The sequence below is a fragment of the Glutamicibacter sp. NPDC087831 genome (assembly GCF_044742845.1).
Classification (GTDB): Bacteria; Actinomycetota; Actinomycetes; order Actinomycetales; family Micrococcaceae; genus Glutamicibacter.
Window position 1 is genome coordinate 329,650 of sequence record NZ_JBIUVH010000001.1, and the last position, 16,250, is coordinate 345,899.

The 16,250-nt window shown below is 61.3% G+C and carries 12 protein-coding genes; 8 read left to right on the forward strand and 4 right to left on the reverse strand.

Going from position 1 to position 16,250, the window contains the following annotated elements; genetic code table 11:
• Positions 1-2: 2 nt before the first annotated feature.
• Together ACIOJF_RS01640 and ACIOJF_RS01645 are read right to left on the reverse strand one after the other, a co-directional pair.
• A complete protein-coding gene (locus ACIOJF_RS01640; RefSeq protein WP_105657616.1) occupies positions 3-1,145 on the reverse strand; it encodes a glutamate--cysteine ligase in 1,143 nt (380 codons plus the stop codon).
• 155 nt (positions 1,146-1,300) lie between these two features.
• On the reverse strand, positions 1,301-2,542 hold the full coding sequence (locus tag ACIOJF_RS01645) for a THUMP-like domain-containing protein (protein WP_133833646.1): 1,242 nt from the start codon (positions 2,540-2,542) through the stop codon (positions 1,301-1,303).
• Between the two features lie 455 nt (positions 2,543-2,997).
• Between ACIOJF_RS01645 and ACIOJF_RS01650 the strand changes: the two genes are divergently transcribed.
• The 4 genes from ACIOJF_RS01650 (at position 2,998) to ACIOJF_RS01665 (ending at position 7,884) form a co-directional block, all read left to right on the forward strand.
• Positions 2,998-4,539, forward strand: a complete 1,542-nt coding sequence (locus ACIOJF_RS01650) for an amino acid permease (protein WP_388022673.1) — start codon at positions 2,998-3,000, stop codon at positions 4,537-4,539.
• A gap of 204 nt (positions 4,540-4,743) precedes the next feature.
• A complete protein-coding gene (gene groES, locus ACIOJF_RS01655; RefSeq protein ID WP_133833647.1) occupies positions 4,744-5,040 on the forward strand; it encodes a co-chaperone GroES in 297 nt (98 codons plus the stop codon).
• Between the two features lie 33 nt (positions 5,041-5,073).
• Positions 5,074-6,675 carry a chaperonin GroEL gene (gene groL, locus ACIOJF_RS01660; protein ID WP_105657612.1) on the forward strand — a complete coding sequence of 534 codons (1,602 nt, stop codon included), beginning with the start codon at positions 5,074-5,076 and terminating at the stop codon, positions 6,673-6,675.
• 207 nt (positions 6,676-6,882) lie between these two features.
• Positions 6,883-7,884 (forward strand): NADP-dependent oxidoreductase, encoded by a 1,002-nt coding sequence (locus ACIOJF_RS01665; protein ID WP_133833648.1) that lies wholly within the window; start codon positions 6,883-6,885, stop codon positions 7,882-7,884.
• Between the two features lie 40 nt (positions 7,885-7,924).
• Here the strand turns inward: ACIOJF_RS01665 and ACIOJF_RS01670 are convergent, their stop codons facing one another.
• Entirely contained in the window at positions 7,925-8,527 is a 603-nt protein-coding gene (locus tag ACIOJF_RS01670; protein WP_286172141.1) for a TetR/AcrR family transcriptional regulator, read from the reverse strand.
• Between the two features lie 298 nt (positions 8,528-8,825).
• Between ACIOJF_RS01670 and ACIOJF_RS01675 the strand changes: the two genes are divergently transcribed.
• Both ACIOJF_RS01675 and guaB read left to right on the forward strand, forming a co-directional pair.
• Positions 8,826-10,979: an acyltransferase family protein gene (locus ACIOJF_RS01675; RefSeq protein ID WP_402741115.1), complete on the forward strand. Its 2,154-nt coding sequence runs from the start codon at positions 8,826-8,828 to the stop codon at positions 10,977-10,979.
• Positions 10,980-11,100: 121 nt separating this feature from the next.
• Complete coding sequence (gene guaB / locus ACIOJF_RS01680) at positions 11,101-12,606, forward strand: IMP dehydrogenase (RefSeq protein ID WP_105657608.1); 1,506 nt, start codon at positions 11,101-11,103, stop codon at positions 12,604-12,606.
• Between the two features lie 134 nt (positions 12,607-12,740).
• Here the strand turns inward: guaB and ACIOJF_RS01685 are convergent, their stop codons facing one another.
• Positions 12,741-13,295, reverse strand: a complete 555-nt coding sequence (locus tag ACIOJF_RS01685) for a hypothetical protein (protein WP_133833650.1) — start codon at positions 13,293-13,295, stop codon at positions 12,741-12,743.
• Positions 13,296-13,544: 249 nt separating this feature from the next.
• Here ACIOJF_RS01685 and ACIOJF_RS01690 point away from each other — a divergent pair, with 249 nt between their 5' ends.
• On the forward strand, positions 13,545-14,861 hold the full coding sequence (locus ACIOJF_RS01690) for a BtrH N-terminal domain-containing protein (RefSeq protein WP_133833651.1): 1,317 nt from the start codon (positions 13,545-13,547) through the stop codon (positions 14,859-14,861).
• A 174-nt stretch (positions 14,862-15,035) separates the two neighbouring features.
• On the forward strand, positions 15,036-16,187 hold the full coding sequence (locus tag ACIOJF_RS01695) for a GuaB3 family IMP dehydrogenase-related protein (protein WP_133833652.1): 1,152 nt from the start codon (positions 15,036-15,038) through the stop codon (positions 16,185-16,187).
• Positions 16,188-16,250: the final 63 nt, after the last annotated feature.

The window sequence follows — 16,250 nt, forward strand, 5'->3', positions numbered from 1 at the left end:
GACTAAACAGCCTTCATGCGCCGGACGTTTTCCTGCACCACTGCCTTGAAGTCCCCGCCCGAAGCCGCAAAGGTATTGCGCTGCAACTGGTATTCCGCCCCGCGTTCGATCAAACGGATTATGCCCTGCAGTTCCTCGGCGCATCCCAGCTGCTCGGCAATCGGTGCCAGGCGCTTGACCTCTGAGCGCAGGTGGTCGGTCACCAGCATCTCGTCGCCTTGGGCGTTGAGGATGATGATGGCATCCAGCCCGTAGCGGGCGGCGCGCCACTTGTTCTCCACTCGGAACCAGGCCGGCATAACAGGAATCTTGTAGCCGGCTTCGATGGATAGCGACATGTCGTGCACCAGGCACTGGGTCAGTGCGGTAAAAGCGGCAATGTCATCCAGAGAGCTCACGCCATCGCAGATGCGCATTTCCACGGTGCCCAAACGAGGTACCGGACGCACATCCCAGCGGATCTCGGAGACATCATCAATAACCCCGGTATGCAGCATGTCTGCAACGTGGGATTCGTATTCGGACCATGAATCGAAGTGGAAGGGGATCCCGGCAGCTGGCAGCTGCTGGAACATCAGCGAACGCTGCGAAGCGTAGCCGGTGTCTTCCCCGCCCCAGTACGGGGAGGAGGCGCTGAGTGCTTGGAAATGCGGCTGGTAGTTGATCAAACCGTCAGTGATTGGAAGCGCTTTTTCGCGATCGTCCAAGCCCACGTGCACGTGCACGCCGTAGATCACCATCTGGCGGCCCCACCACTGGGTGCGGTCAATCAGCTTGGCATAGCGGTCCTTGTCCGTCACCGGCTGCAAGGTCGGCGCGGCAAAAGGATGGGAGCCCGCGGAATACAGGTCCACGCCGTGGTTTCCGGCGACCTCGTTGAGCATGCGCACGTTGGTGCGCAGTTCCTCAGCCGCGTCTGCCACGTTGGTATGGACACCGGTGACCACCTCCACGGTATTCATCAACAATTCCGGCTTCACTGTCGGATGCTCATCTTCGCGGTCAAGACCGGCCTCATCCTTGAGCTGGTCAAGGATACTCTCGGCAACCGAGCACAAGTCCGCACTTTCGCGATTGACCAAGGCGATTTCCCATTCGACACCGATAGTGGATTGGGAAGAGTGGGCGAACTCGATTTTCTGCACGGCGCTCCTATTGATGACGTCTCGGACGGAATGCTCCGGAGCCGAACAAAGTGGATGGAGCGTCCACCGATTCCTCGATGTTTCTCCATACTCATTGTATGTATTGCGCCGCTCCTGCCGGGACAATGCTCCGGTGGGACCTGCGTCACCCCAGACTAGTGCGGGATGACCTCGAAAGCTACGCGTTTGTCGCCGAGGCGAGCCAGGATCAGCGTTGCCTTGTTCTTGGCGCTCTTGGGGGAGCCTGCCAGCAAAATGCGGCGCAATTCTTCGGGCGTGACGTCGACTCCGCGCTTCTTGATATCCAATGTGCCGATGCCGTTGGATTTCACCCAGCTGCGCAGCTTCTTCACGTTGTAGTCATGCACTGCCATGACTTTGTATCCGCGGGCAAACGGCGTGGAAATCTGCTGGTTATGGGTGAAGTAGGCGATGTGCTCATCGAGCAGGTGGCCGCCAGTGCGCTCCAGCAAGGTCGAGATCAGGTGGGAACGGATCACTGCGCCATCGGGTTCGTAGATGTGCGCTTCCAATTCGCCTACCGGGGCTGGCTGATCATTTGCCGCGGCAGCTGCACTGGCCAACTCGTGGGCGCCGTCCTTGTCGATGACCAGCGCGGCACGGGCGATGTCCTTGCGCTTGAGCTTGCCGAACCAGAGGCAGGCCTCGATGACCGAGCCGTGGTCCGAAATCCAGACAGCCTCGGCGTTCGCCGGAATCGCTTCATGGGGCAGGCCCGGACCGAGTTTCACTCCGACGTCCAGCCCGGAGTCCACCAGCTTCTCCACGAAAGACAGGGGCGGGGAAAACGCCTCGGGGTCGAAGAGCCGGCGGGTGCTTCCCTTCACGTCGGTACGCCGGGCTGGATCCAGCCAGACGCCGTCAATCCCGGTCAGATCGGTGTCCTCGGCGCTGCCGTGGATCACGGTGGCATTGTCGAAGGGCATCAGGTTCAAGGTTGTGGCTGCCGCGGTGGTTTCATCCAGCTCTACTGCGGTGACCTGCAGGCCAGCGCTGGCCAGCGCAATGGAGTCGGTGCCGATGCCGCATCCGAGGTCTGCGACGTGGGTGGAACCGGCATTGGTGTAGCGGCGGGCATGCAGCCCGGCGATGGTCAGGCGCGTGGCCTGCTCCAGTCCGGCCGGGGTCAAGATCAACGAGTCTGCAAAGGGGCCGAATTTCACCCTCGCCCGGAAACGCAGCTCGGCCTGCGCCATGACGGCGCGAACCACCTGGGCGTCGTGGCCTTCCTTGCGCAGCTTCTCATTCAGCGACCAAGCAGCATCCTTGGTGGCCACCATGGACGGGTCGATGGTGGAAAGCAGCTTCCAGCCGTCTTCCGAAAGCAGGGCGGCGAATTGTTCATTGAGCGTAGAGTCATTTGAAGCCTGGGCCATGATCCAAGACTATCGTTGATGCGTCTTGGAACAGACTGGCCCTCTCGGTGTGCCCAGCCCGCAGGGCCAGTGATCTATGTGACAAAAACGCGTCACATTCAGAATTCACAGAATCGCCAAGCGGGCTTCGCCAAGCTCCGGGATCCGGCCGCCCAGCAGTTGCGCCAAGAGCAGTTCGAAGCCGGGAGATGTGAAGCCCTGAAACGAAAAGACTAAGTATCGCTATCTCATAGGCATTGATTTCGTTAGAGAGAGTAATGCTTGTTGCTAATTGGATCATCTGGCTAACGAGTAGCCCTATCGCTGTTTTACAGTTCTCCGCCACTAGGAAGCGGTTCGCTGGACCAAGTCGCCCCGCTTGCTGCGAGCGGCTGCATGTCCTCCGCAAGACCTGAAGTGATCCACGTCGCATTCCCCTGTGGAACTGGTGTTGTATGGCACCTGTGATGAAACCTATGCAGCGAACGACAGTGACGTCGACAACCGGTCCAAAGGCCGTGGATCCCGCACCCCTGGTGCAGAACCAGCTCAAGCGCGGCATGAGCAGCCGCCACCTGCAGATGATCGCCATTGGCGGTTCCATCGGCACCGGGCTGTTCGTGGCCTCCGGCGGCACTATTGCCCAGGCGGGTCCCGGCGGCGCGCTGCTGGCCTACGCCGCGGTGGGTCTCATGGTGTACCTGCTCATGCAGTCCCTGGGCGAGATGACCGCGAAGATCCCGGTGGCCGGATCCTTCCAGACCTTCGCTACCCGCTTCGTTTCCCCCTCCTTCGGCTTCGCCATCGGCTGGAACTACTGGTTCAACTGGGCCATCACTGTTGCAGCGGAACTGGTGGCCGCTGGCATCGTGATGAGCTTCTGGTTGCCTGATGTCCCCGGTTGGGTCTGGGCCGGCTCTTTCCTGGTGGCCTTGACCGCCTTGAATGCTTTGTCCGCCAAGGCCTTCGGCGAAGGCGAGTTCTGGCTGGCCATGATCAAGGTGGTCACCGTCATCGCCTTCCTGGCCGCCGGCGTGCTGATGATCTTCGGGGTGCTCGGCGCGCACACCGATCCGCTGGCCAACTGGCGCGAAGGCAAGGATGTCTTCCATGGCGGCTGGCTGTCCATCGTCTCGGTCTTCATGATTGCCGGATTCTCCTTCCAGGGCACCGAGCTGGTGGGTGTCGCCGCAGGCGAAGCCAAGGATCCGCGCCGCGAAGTGCCCAAGGCCATCCGCCGGGTGTTCTGGCGCATCATGCTCTTCTACATCGGTGCCATCTTCATCATCGGCTGCCTGATTCCGTTCACCGACCCGAGCCTGCTGGCCAGCGGCGAAGCCGACGTGGCTTCCTCGCCCTTCACCCTGGTCTTCGAGCGGGCCGGCATCGCTTTTGCCGCTGCTGCCATGAACGCGGTCATTCTCACCGCCATCCTCTCGGCTGGCAACTCGGGGCTCTACGCCTCAACCCGCATGCTCTACTCCATGGCCCACGATGGCAAGGCTCCGAAGATCTTCGGGCGCACCAACTCCAGCGGCGTGCCGATCATGGCTCTGCTGGCCACCGCTGCGGTAGGCCTCTTCGGGTTCCTCACCGCCCTGGTGGGCCAGGGTGCGGCCTATACCTGGCTGCTGAATGTCTCGGGGCTGTGCGGGTTCATCGTCTGGGTGGGTATTGCCGTATCCCACTACCGCTTCCGCCGCGGTTATCTCGCCCAGGGCTACAGCGTGAAGGACCTGCCCTACTTGGCCCCGCTCTTCCCGCTAGGACCCATCGTGGCCTTCCTGATGCTGATTGCCGTGATCGTCGGTCAGAACTACCAAGCGGTGCTGGCCGGCCACGGGCTGGAAGTGCTCTCGGCCTATATCGGGCTGCCGCTGTTCCTCGGACTGTGGCTGGTGCACCGCATGGTGACCAAGTCCAAGATGGTCAAGCTCACCGAGATGGATCTGGACGCTCCGGAGGATATCGAAGAGTCCGCGGCTGTGCGCTCTGCGCGAACCGGTGTGAAGAAGTAGGGCAATGATTAGCACTCGCCTTGACCGAGTGCTAAAGCTCGTCCTAAAGTCATGTGTGGGTGTCACGATGGAAGTTGCATCTGCAGCTTGCAGCGTTACACACCGCCTGACTGGATACCACCAACTGGCACCGCGACGACGGTTGGTCCAATGCCATAGGGCGCACCCCTACAACCATTGGTTCATACACGAAAAGGAGAGACCATGTCTGTCTCCATCAAGCCGCTCGAAGACCGCATTGTCATCAAGCAGGTCGAAGCCGTAACCACCACCGCTTCGGGCCTGGTCATCCCAGACTCCGCTAAGGAAAAACCACAGGAAGGCGCCGTAGTCGCCGTAGGCCCAGGCCGCATCGATGACAACGGCAACCGCATTCCCCTGGACGTTGCAGAAGGCGACGTAGTCCTGTACTCGAAGTACGGCGGAACCGAGGTCAAGGTCGGCAACGAAGAGTACCTGGTGCTCTCGGCTCGCGACGTACTGGCAGTCGTCGTAAAGTAACGCCAACCTCTCTAAAGTTTCAGGAGAAAATGCATGGCTAAGCAGCTAGCATTCAACGAGGAAGCGCGACGCGCCCTCGAAGCGGGCATTGATAAGCTCGCAAACACGGTGAAGGTCACCCTCGGCCCACTCGGCCGCAATGTGGTGCTTGCCAAGACCTGGGGCGCCCCGACCATCACCAATGACGGTGTCACCATTGCGCGTGAGATCGATCTGGAAGATCCATACGAGAACCTTGGCGCGCAGCTGGCCAAGGAAGTAGCCACCAAGACCAATGACGTAGCAGGCGACGGCACCACCACCGCCACCGTGCTCGCTCAGGCCCTGGTCAAGGAAGGCCTGAAGAACGTCGCCGCAGGCGCCGCTCCGGGCGATGTCCGCAAGGGCATTGAACTGGCTGTGGAGATCGTTTCGGACGCATTGGCCGCTAACGCCGTTGCCGTAGAGGACAAGGTTGCTAACGTAGCCGCGATCTCCGCGCAGTCGGATGAAATCGGCGAATTGCTGGCCAAGGCCTTCAAGACCGTGGGCACCGATGGCGTGATCACCATCGAGGAGTCCTCGACTACCGCTACCGAGCTGGTCCTGACCGAAGGCATGCAGTTCGACAAGGGCTACCTCTCGCCACAGTTCATCACCGACCAGGAGCGCCAGGAAGTTGTCCTGGAAGACGCACTGATCCTGATCAACCCAGCCAAGATCTCCACCGTGGCAGAATTCCTGCCACTGCTGGAAAAGGTCCTGGAAGCGAAGAAGCCGCTGCTGATCATCGCCGAGGATGTCGAGGGCGAAGCCCTTTCCACCCTGGTGGTCAACAAGCTGCGCGGCCTGCTGAACGTGGTAGCCGTCAAGGCTCCAGGCTTCGGCGACCGCCGCAAGGCAATGATGCAGGATCTGGCTATCCTCACCGGTGCCCAGGTTGTCTCCCCGGAACTGGGCCTGTCCCTGGACCAGGTTGGCACCGAGGTACTCGGCTCGGCACGCCGCGTGACCATCACCAAGGATTCCACCACCATCGTTGATGGCGCTGGCACCGAGGAAGATGTCGCAGAGCGCGTAGCCCAGCTGAAGGCTGAGCTGAACCGCACCGATTCGGAGTGGGACCGCGAGAAGCTGTCCGAGCGCCTGGCCAAGCTGTCCGGCGGCATCGGCGTGATCAAGGTGGGCGCTTCCACCGAGGTCGAGCTGAAGGAACGCAAGCACCGCATCGAGGATGCTGTGTCCTCCACCCGTGCTGCCCTGGAAGAGGGCATCGTTGCCGGCGGTGGTACCGCCCTGGTCGACGCGCTGGCTTCGCTGGATACCGATGCCCGCATCGCAGCCACCGAAGGCGACGTAGCAGCAGGCGTTGCGATTGTCCGCCGCGCGCTGGTGCAGCCGCTCTTCTGGATCGCTACCAACGCCGGCTTCGACGGTGCGGTAGTTGCTTCCAAGGTGGCGGAGTCCCCAGCCAACGAAGGCTTCAACGCCAAGACCGGTGTCTACGAGAACCTGCTGCACGCAGGCGTCATCGACCCAGTCAAGGTAACCCGCTCGGCACTGCGCAACGCAGCATCGATCGCGGCCTTGGTTCTGACCACCGAGACCTTGGTGGCAGAGAAGGCTGAAGAAGCTGAAGAGGCGCACGGCCACTAGGGTTTAGCCCGTCACCGAAGCATTGCTTCGTGAGCGAAAGCCGCCGTTGGATCCAGGATTTATCTCCTGGATCCAGCGGCGGCTTTTTGTTCTCAGAAAACGATCCACCCGGGGTGACCCAGCTCATTGACACGATAAATGAGTGCGCTCATAATTGAACTCAGTCAAAGATTGATGCCCATTTCATATCCGTACAGGAGATCTTCCATGCACGCGTTCGTTCTCGAAAACTACAAGGGTGCCCTGGTGCAGGCCGAGGTCGCTGAACCTGAGTTGGGGGAGCGGGAGGTACTCATCGAGATTGCGGCCGCTGGCGTCAACCAGCTTGACGAGAAGATCCGCGCAGGCGAATTCAAGGCAATCCTGCCCTACAAGATGCCGCTGGTTCTCGGCCACGACGTCGCAGGGACCGTGATCGGGCTCGGCTCAGGAGTCCGCGGCTTTACGGTAGGGGACCAGATTTTTGCCCGCCCTCGAGATCATCGGATCGGAGCTTTCGCCCAGCGCATGGCCGTGAATGAAATGGATATTGCGAAGGCACCTGTCTCCATCGACCTGGTGCAAGCGGCCTCGCTGCCCCTGGTTGCACTGACTGCGTGGCAGGCACTAGTTGAGCGGGGAAATCTGCAGCCGGGGCAGCGAGTACTCATCCACGCTGGCGCTGGCGGCGTCGGAACCATCGCCATCCAGCTGGCCAAGCACCTGGGCGCTTACGTCGCGACAACAGCGTCGGCGACGAACGCCGAATTCTTGCAGGATCTCGGAGCCGATGAAGTCATCGACTACAAGACCGAGGATTTCCAGGTAAGTATCTCGGGCTATGACCTGGTGCTTGACAGCCTGGGCGGCGAAACGCTTGCCAAGTCGCTGGGAGTTCTGCGCCCTGGAGGGAAGGTCATCGGCATCTCGGGTCCGCCGACTCCGGCATTCGCCAAGGAAGCAGGGCTGAATCCGGTGATGGGCTTGGCGGTCCGCGCGCTAAGCCGGTCAGTTCTCAAGAAGGCCAAGAAGCTGGGTGTCGGGTACGAGTTCCTCTTCATGAAGCCCAGCGGCCAGCAGCTGCGAGGCATTGCCGAACTGGTGGACTCCGGGGTCCTGACGCCCGTGGTGGGCCAGGTCTTCGGTTTTGCGCAAACTGCAGAGGCCCTTGAATCGATGGAGGCTGGTGGCCGGCGCGGCAAGACCGTCATCACCATGCAGCAGAAGTAAAGCGAGCGCGTTCGCCTGGGCGGTGGGCGCGCTTTGCTCGTCAGTGGGGGAGGAATGCAGCAATCTGAGCGCGGATGCCCCGGGCGACTTCAGCTGTGGCCAGTGCCGGGTCCGCAGCAGTAGCCATCGCCAGGAACTGGATGGAAGTGATGGCCCGCGCAATCGTGGCTGCCTCCGGCGCCTCCAGATTCCTATGCGTGCCCAGGAGCTCGGCAATCGCCTGTTCGGTCAACGCCGCTATGCGCAGGGCTTCGGCATGATGCGGTTCCGCCGAATCGCCAAAAACCATTTCGCGCAGATAAAAGCGCCCGTTGTCGACATGCTTCCGATTGCAGTCGATGATCGGTACCAAAAGGGCCATGGTTGCCTCCAGCGCGGTCTTTGCTGATTTAGAGGCCTCGATGCCTTGCTCCAAGGAGCGTTCGTAGCGGTGGTTCTGCACCATGAGCAGCAGCTCGGATTTGGACTTGGCGTAGAGGAAAAGGGTTCCGGTTCCGATATCCGCCGCGTCGGCGATCTGCTGCGTGGTGACCTCATCGACACCGTGTGCCGCGAAGAGTTCGCTGGCCGCGGAGATGATCCGTTCAAGCTTCGCCTGCTTGTTGCGTTCGCGTCGTCCTGGCATAGGAGTTGAAGACGTCACCCGGGAGCCCCTCGGCTAGAACTGATCAGAGTTATTCATGAGTCTAATCAAGAAAGCTGTTGTTTCAGAATGCGCGGATTGACTTCGCTCACCTGGCCAAGCAACAATTTGCCGCCGTGCCGACGATAGCTGGGCGGCAAACCGCCGTGGAACTTTGCGCCAGTTCTCGAATTTCGACAGCTAATCCTGAGCAGGTCAGGCCAATACGGTCAATCTATATACGCTGCTTTACAGCGGCAGCAGCGTCAACTCGCACGGTGTGGCCATGGCGAATTGATAAGATGGTTGGTTGTCTGACGTGAATCAAGTAGAAAACGCCGAGGACAATTACCTGTCCCCGAAGAAAGCGCAGCCAGTGAGCCATACCTTGGATCAGTCTCGGACAAGCACCCAGCGTGCCGGTTTCCGAGTTGATTTGCAGGGACTTCGCGCCCTCGCAGTCCTGCTGGTGATGTGCTATCACATCTGGTTCTCCCGGGTCTCCGGCGGTGTGGACATCTTCTTGATGCTCTCCGCCTTCTTCCTCACTTCTTCCACCGCACGGCGCATCGCCCGCGGGCAGCGCCCGCCTCTGCTCGACGGCTGGCTGCATCGATTCTCGCGCCTGATACCGCAAGCGGCGGTAGTCATCATTGGCGTGGTCATCGCGGCATGGATCATCCTGCCTAGTACGCGCTGGCTGGAGCTGATCGACCAGTCCAATGCCGCGCTGTTCTACTGGCAGAACTGGTACCTCTCGGATCACCAGGTGGACTACTACGCCTTCAACACAGCCGCCGCCTCGCCGCTGCAGCACTTCTGGTCCCTGTCTGTCCAGGGACAGATCTTCATCATCTGGCCGCTGGTTCTTGCCGGCAGCGCACTGCTCTGGAAGAAGCTCTTCTCCCGGCACAGCTTCGCCGCCGTAGCAGGCGGCGCCTTCGGAGCCATCTTCCTCGGCTCGCTCGCGTATTCCATTCACATCACCGCCACCAACCAGCAGGTGGCCTACTTCCACACGGGCGCGCGCCTATGGGAATTCGCCCTCGGTTCGCTGCTCGCCTTGGCATTGCCGTGGCTCTCCAGCCTGCCCGAGAAGATCCGCCGCATCGGAGGCTGGGCCGGCCTGGCCACCGTCATAGGCAGTGGCGCCGTACTGGATGTGCAGGGGCAGTTCCCGGGCTTCATGGCTTTGGTGCCCACGGTCGCCGCCGCCTTGGTGATCTCGGCTCCGGCACCGCGCAGCTGGGCCAACCCGTCGGGCCTGCTTTCCTTGCCCCCGCTGGTAAAGCTGGGCGACCTGTCCTACGGCATGTACCTGTGGCACTGGCCGTTGCTGGTCTTCTACCTTGAGGTCTCCGGGAACGAGAAGGCCTCCTTCGCTGCCGGCAGTGTCTTGATTCTTGCCTCGATCCTCGCTTCATGGGCCACCACCAAGTTCGTCGAGAAACCGGCCATCGCCTGGCAAGCCAGTGCCAGCTTCTCGCGCCTGATTCCGCAAACCGGGTTCAAGCTCATTGCCCAGTTTGCCGTGGTCGCTGTGGGGCTTGGCGTAGCCAGCCTTCCGGTGATGGCCTGGGAGAACAACGTCGAGCACCGCAGGGCCATGGCCGCGGCGCAGACCGCCACCGACAACCCCGGGGCCAACGCCGAAGATGACTGGGATCCGTCACCTGCGGCTTTGACCCTGCCGCTGGCGACCGAACTGGATAGCGAATGGCAGACTCCCGGCGATGTCTGCGAAGGGGCGAACGCTCCAGATGACGAGCGCATCCACTTCTGCGAGCAGGGCGGCACTTTCGACGGGGGAGCGCCGGACCTGGTACTGCTGGGCGATTCGCACATACAGCACTGGTCCGCGGCGGCTTCGGCAATGATCGAGGAAGCTGGCGGCAGCTGGATCCTGGTGTACGAACCGGGTTGCCGCTACGGCTCCGATGCGGACCGCGTGGAAGAAGCCTGCTCCGGCTTCCAGGACGCGGCGCAGGAATATGTAGCGGACCTGGCTCCGCAGATGGTGCTGACCACGGCCAGCAAGACCGTAGCGGACCCTGATGACATGCTTCGCAGCCCGGGGGAGCAGGAGATCCTGGTGGACAACTACGCCGAGATGATCCAGCCGCTGCTCGATGCCGGAAGCCGGGTCATCGCGATGCGCGATACCCCGCGCTATACCTACTCCATTCCGGAATGCGTGGATTCGAACAAGGGACTTCCTGCCAACTGCGATGGTTCGGCCGGCTACGCCTTGAACAGCGTGAATCCAGTGGAGCAATTCCTGGATTCCAATGATTATGGCGACCAGGTTGTTTCCCTGGACATGACGGGGTTGCTCTGCCCCGAGGGGGTCTGCAAAGCTGTCATTGGCAACGTCTTGACGTACCTGGATGATTCGCACCTGTCCAAGACCTTCGTGCTCAGTGCCAAGCGCCAGTTCGCTTCTTCTTTCAAGGAAGCAACAAACTGGGAATAAATCACCCCTGATGCGGGATGGGGCATGAGGTTGAACACAGTGCGCCACGAAGGAATAACCGGAACGCCAAAAGAGCTCTACCATTTAATCAACCTCCGCTGTCGCCCCGAAAGGTTCCCCCGTGACTGAGTTCAACCCCTTTGCCTTTGAAGGACTCACCTACGACGACGTTCTGCTGTTGCCTGGCCCGACGGATGTGATTCCTTCGGAGGCGGACACCACCACCCGCTTCACCAAGCGCATCAACATCCAGGTGCCCATCAGCTCCGCTGCAATGGACACGGTGACCGAAGCACCCATGGCAATCGCGCTGGCACGCCAGGGCGGTATCGGCGTGATCCACCGCAACCTTTCCATTGAGTCCCAGGCCAAGCAGGTTGACCAGGTTAAGCGCAGCGAGTCGGGCATGATCACCGACCCAGTCACTGTGCACCCGGGTGCCACCTTGGCTGAATGGGATGAGCTGTGCGCTCAGTACCGCGTCTCCGGTCTGCCAGTGGTAGATGAGAACCGCAAGCTGTTGGGCATCATCACCAACCGCGACACCCGCTTTGTTCCTCGCGAACGCTACATGACCACCAAGGTCTACGAAGTGATGACCGGCATGCCGCTGGTGACCGCTCATGACGGTGTAGCTCCAGAGAAGGTAATCGAGCTCCTGTCCAAGAACCGCATCGAGAAGCTTCCACTCATCGATAACGACGGCAAGCTCACCGGCTTGATCACCGTCAAGGACTTCGACAAGGCCGAGCAGTATCCTCTGGCGACCAAGGACGACGAAGGCCGTCTGCGTGTTGCAGCTGCTGTTGGATTCTTCGGCGAAGGCTACGAGCGTGCCATGACCCTGATCGACGCCGGCGTTGACGCACTGGTTGTCGACACCGCCAATGGCCACTCGCAGGGCGTGCTGGAGATGATTGCACGCCTGAAGAAGGATCCAGCGGCTGCGCACGTGGATATCATCGGCGGCCAGGCAGCCACCTATGACGGTGCCAAGGCACTGATCGATGCTGGCGCTGACGCCATCAAGGTCGGCGTTGGCCCGGGCTCCATCTGCACCACCCGCATCGTTGCCGGCGTGGGCGTTCCCCAGGTTACCGCTATCTACGAAGCAGCCAAGGCAGCTATTCCAGCTGGCGTTCCATTGATCGCTGACGGCGGCCTGCAGCACTCGGGCGATATCGGCAAGGCCCTGGTGGCCGGCGCCGACTCGGTCATGCTCGGCTCCCTGCTGGCAGGTACCGCTGAGTCCCCAGGCGATCTGGTCTTCATGGGCGGCAAGCAGTTCAAGGCCTACCGCGGCATGGGCTCGCTGGGCGCAATGGAAACCCGTGGCAAGAACACCTCGTACTCCAAGGACCGCTACTTCCAGGCTGACGCGCCATCGAACGAGAAGCTGATCCCTGAAGGCATCGAAGGCCAGGTCCCTTACCGCGGCCCGCTGTCGGCTGTCACCCACCAGCTCGTGGGCGGCCTGCGCCAGACCATGTTCTACGTGGGCGGACGCACCGTTCCCGAGCTGAAGGCACGCGGCAAGTTCGTCCGCATCACCGCAGCAGGCCTGAAGGAATCGCACCCGCACGACATCATGATGACCGTTGAGGCACCGAACTACCGTTCGCGCTAAGACGCATTGAAAAGATCCTGGCGGAATCCACGCTCCAGAGCGGATTCCGCCAGGATCTTTTGCATGCCGGGAGCCAAAGGGGAACAAAGCCGCAGGCAATGCATCCATGCGGGGCTGTGGCGCAGGGGGCGTTATCAGCCCTCGGCGGATGGCCATTCTTCACGAGTTGCCACGTACTCGAATTCACCGTCCTGGGTTACCACGGTGACCGAGCGCAGGTCCTTGTCCCGTTCGCCGACTCGAAGCATCGTATTGCTGCCTACATATGCCAAATCGGAGTGGGCGTCGACTTCCCAATCATATGGTTCAAGGGTAATGAGCAATTCACCGTATTCCGGGGCTTCGAAGGGAAGCATGTGCCCGTGCGGATCAGTTGGGTACCACTTCAGGAAGTCCTTGGGCTCGTCGATGTCCATGACAACGTCCTCCCAGCCCTTGCTGATGTCGTCCATCCATTGCTGCATCTTTTCGTTGGCCCACTCTTGCAGTTCTTCATCCGAGTAATCCTTGCTTGCTTTCGGGGCCGGCTTTTCTGCCGGTGCTGGCAGTTCTGCTGGTTCCGGCTTTTCAGGAGCGAAAGCGGCTGCAGGCTCAGAAGGCAGGGGCTCCTCCGATCCGGATGAAGTGCAAGCTGCCAGTGGCACTACTGCGATGGCAATCAGGGGCAAGCAAGTTAGAAGTTTGCGCACGGGTGGCTTTCTCGAGAAGGGCGGCATGGTGATGCACCCGAGTCTATGGGAGCGCAGCGACGAATACTCGGCAAAGACGAGCGTTGACGCCTTTTCGTTATTCACCGGATCTTTACTGGGGACTTGTCCAGAAGCACAGTGCGCAAGGCTACCTGCACACACGGCCCCACGTAGAATGAAAACTAGGCAATACCTCTCGGTGCGCGGGAACCACCCGCTAGTGAGTGACCGTCAACGAAGGGCATCAATTTGGGCCAGCCAGCCAACCTGAAGAAGCAAACCCGCCAGCGTATGGAGCGCACGGGGGAGAGCTACACCACCGCGCGCAAGAACATCTTGGCCGGCAAGCCTGAAAGCCCTCGGGCCGCTCGCGCTGCCGCCGCCCGCGACTACGCCAAGGAAGCACGCGAAAAGGCCAAGGCGCAGGAGCAGAAAGGCAAGAACGCTCCGGCTGCTTCGCCAGCTGACGAACTGCCTGAGTACCCAGCACCAAAAGATGTCATCCAGTACGATGCTGCGCTCTGGCACCGAGTCCTAGTCCAAGCTGGCGTCACCAACAAGCACACCGGCGAACCGCTGAGCCAGGCATTGCTCGCTGGCCTTGCCGGCGGTATCGGCTTCATGGCTTTCACCCATGAAGGCGGCGAAGGGACTGCAGTAACGCTGGTGACCCGCCACAACCCGGAACCCTATACCCAGAACCTGCTGGCCCGTTGCGGTGCTACGGTGACCGAACGTACCACCGGGTCAGCCGAACGCGCCGTCGAATACATGGACGCTGCCCTGGACGCAGGCCGCACTGTGGTGGTTCGCGTGGCAATCAGCGCGCTGCCATGGATTGACGGCAACACGGTTGATGAGGCCGAGACCCTGGATCTCGTCGTCGTTGGCGAGCACAAGAAGGACCTGATGGTAGATGACGGTTCAGGTGCGTTGAACCTCATCAGCCCCAAGGAACTGGCCATCGCCCGTGCGATGCGCAAGAAGGAAAAGCATTGGCAGGCATGGATCCCGTCCTCGCGCTCGCCGAAGGCCGAGACTTTGGCCGCCAATGCTGTCGAGGCGATTGGGGAAACCACCGCTCGCCTGCTGGGCACCAGCGAGCTTTCCGGGGTTCCAGTGCACTTTGCCAAGAACTTCGGCATTACCGGCATGCGCACCTTGGCCACGCGACTGCGCGATAACGAGTCCAAGACCGGTTGGTCCCAGATCTTCGCAAGCCAGCAAGCACTGGCCAACGGCTTGGACCAGCTCGCAGGTTTCTTCTCCGACACGCGTTTCAGCGGCGAAGGGGCGTTGCGCGGCCTGTACGCGGAGTTCCTTTCGGAAGCGGCGGAACTTCCAGGCTTGGAGGCGCTGGCAGCTCACGTAGATGCTTACCAGCAGCTCTCCACCCAGTGGGATGCGTTCGCGGACCTGATTGATCCAGAGACCGAGTTCGCCAAGCGTGCTGAGCACTTCGCCGTATTGGCTGACGCGATTGAGCGCATTGCCGAAACTGAAGAGCAGGCCGCCACCTCCTTGGCCGCGACCGCCAAGAAGCTTGCATCCAAGGCAGCCAGGTAAACCTGGCTCAACATAGGCCCTGCCATCCGGTGATCTTACTCACCGGATGGCAGGGCGTTGTTGTCCCGGTGTGCCACTTGCGGCCCCATGCGCCAGAGCCAGCGCAGAAACATCGCCTAAAGCCAATGCGCTATCAAAAGCGGGATTATCCGGGAATCTTGATAACCTAGTTAGGTGAGTAACGAGATTGAGATCGGCCGCGGCAAGCGGGCAACTAAGGCATATTCCCTGGACGACGTAGCGATCGTACCGAATCGCCGTACCCGTGATCCGAAGGACGTATCGGTGTCCTGGCAGATCGACGCCTTCCAGTTCGACACCCCTATCCTGGGCGCACCAATGGATTCGGTGACCTCCCCGTCTACCGCAATCGCCTTGGGCAAGCTCGGCGGCCTGGGCGTGCTGAACCTCGAGGGCCTGTGGACCCGCTACGAGGACCCGGAAGCAGTGCTGGCTGAAATTGCCGGCCTGAAGTCCGAGGCGGCAACCCGCAACGACCCGAAGACCACCGCAAAGCTGCAGGAACTGTACTCGGCTCCCATCCAGCCTGAGCTGATCACCTCGCGCATCTCCGAGATCCGCGACTCCGGAGTTGTCGTTGCCGGCTCGCTGACCCCGCAGCGCACCCAGGAGCACTACAAGACCGTTGTTGCTGCCGGCGTGGACATCTTCGTCATCCGCGGCACCACTGTTTCGGCCGAGCACGTCTCGAAGACCACCGAACCGCTGAACCTCAAGCAGTTCATCTACGAACTCGATGTCCCAGTGATCGTGGGCGGCGCAGCCGGATACACCCCGGCCATGCACCTGATGCGCACCGGTGCAGCCGGCGTGCTCGTTGGCTTCGGTGGCGGCGCATCCTCCACCACCCGCCGCACCCTGGGCATCCACGCGCCGATGGCTACCGCCATTGCCGACGTTGCAGCCGCACGCCGCGACTACATCGAAGAGTCCGGCGGACGCTATGTCCACGTCATCGCCGATGGCGGCATGGGGAACTCCGGCGACATCGTCAAGGCCATCGCCATGGGCGCCGACGCAGTGATGCTCGGTACCGCACTGGCCCGCGCCGATGAAGCACCAGGCGCCGGCTACCACTGGGGCATGGAAGCAGTTCACGAGGCCAGCCCACGTGGCGACCGCGCCAAGGTCGGCACTGTCGGCTCGCTGGAGAAGGTCCTGCACGGCCCATCGCACGAGACCAACGGCACCTCGAACCTGGTTGGCGCACTGCGCCGCTCGATGGCCACCACCGGCTACTCGACCCTCAAGGAATTCCAGCGCGTCGACGTCGTGCTGTCCCCGTACGAATCCGATCGCTTCTAGCTGATCCTGATCTGGCCCTGCTCTTCTTTCGAAGGGTGGGGCCAGTGTCGTTTAACCGCTTGG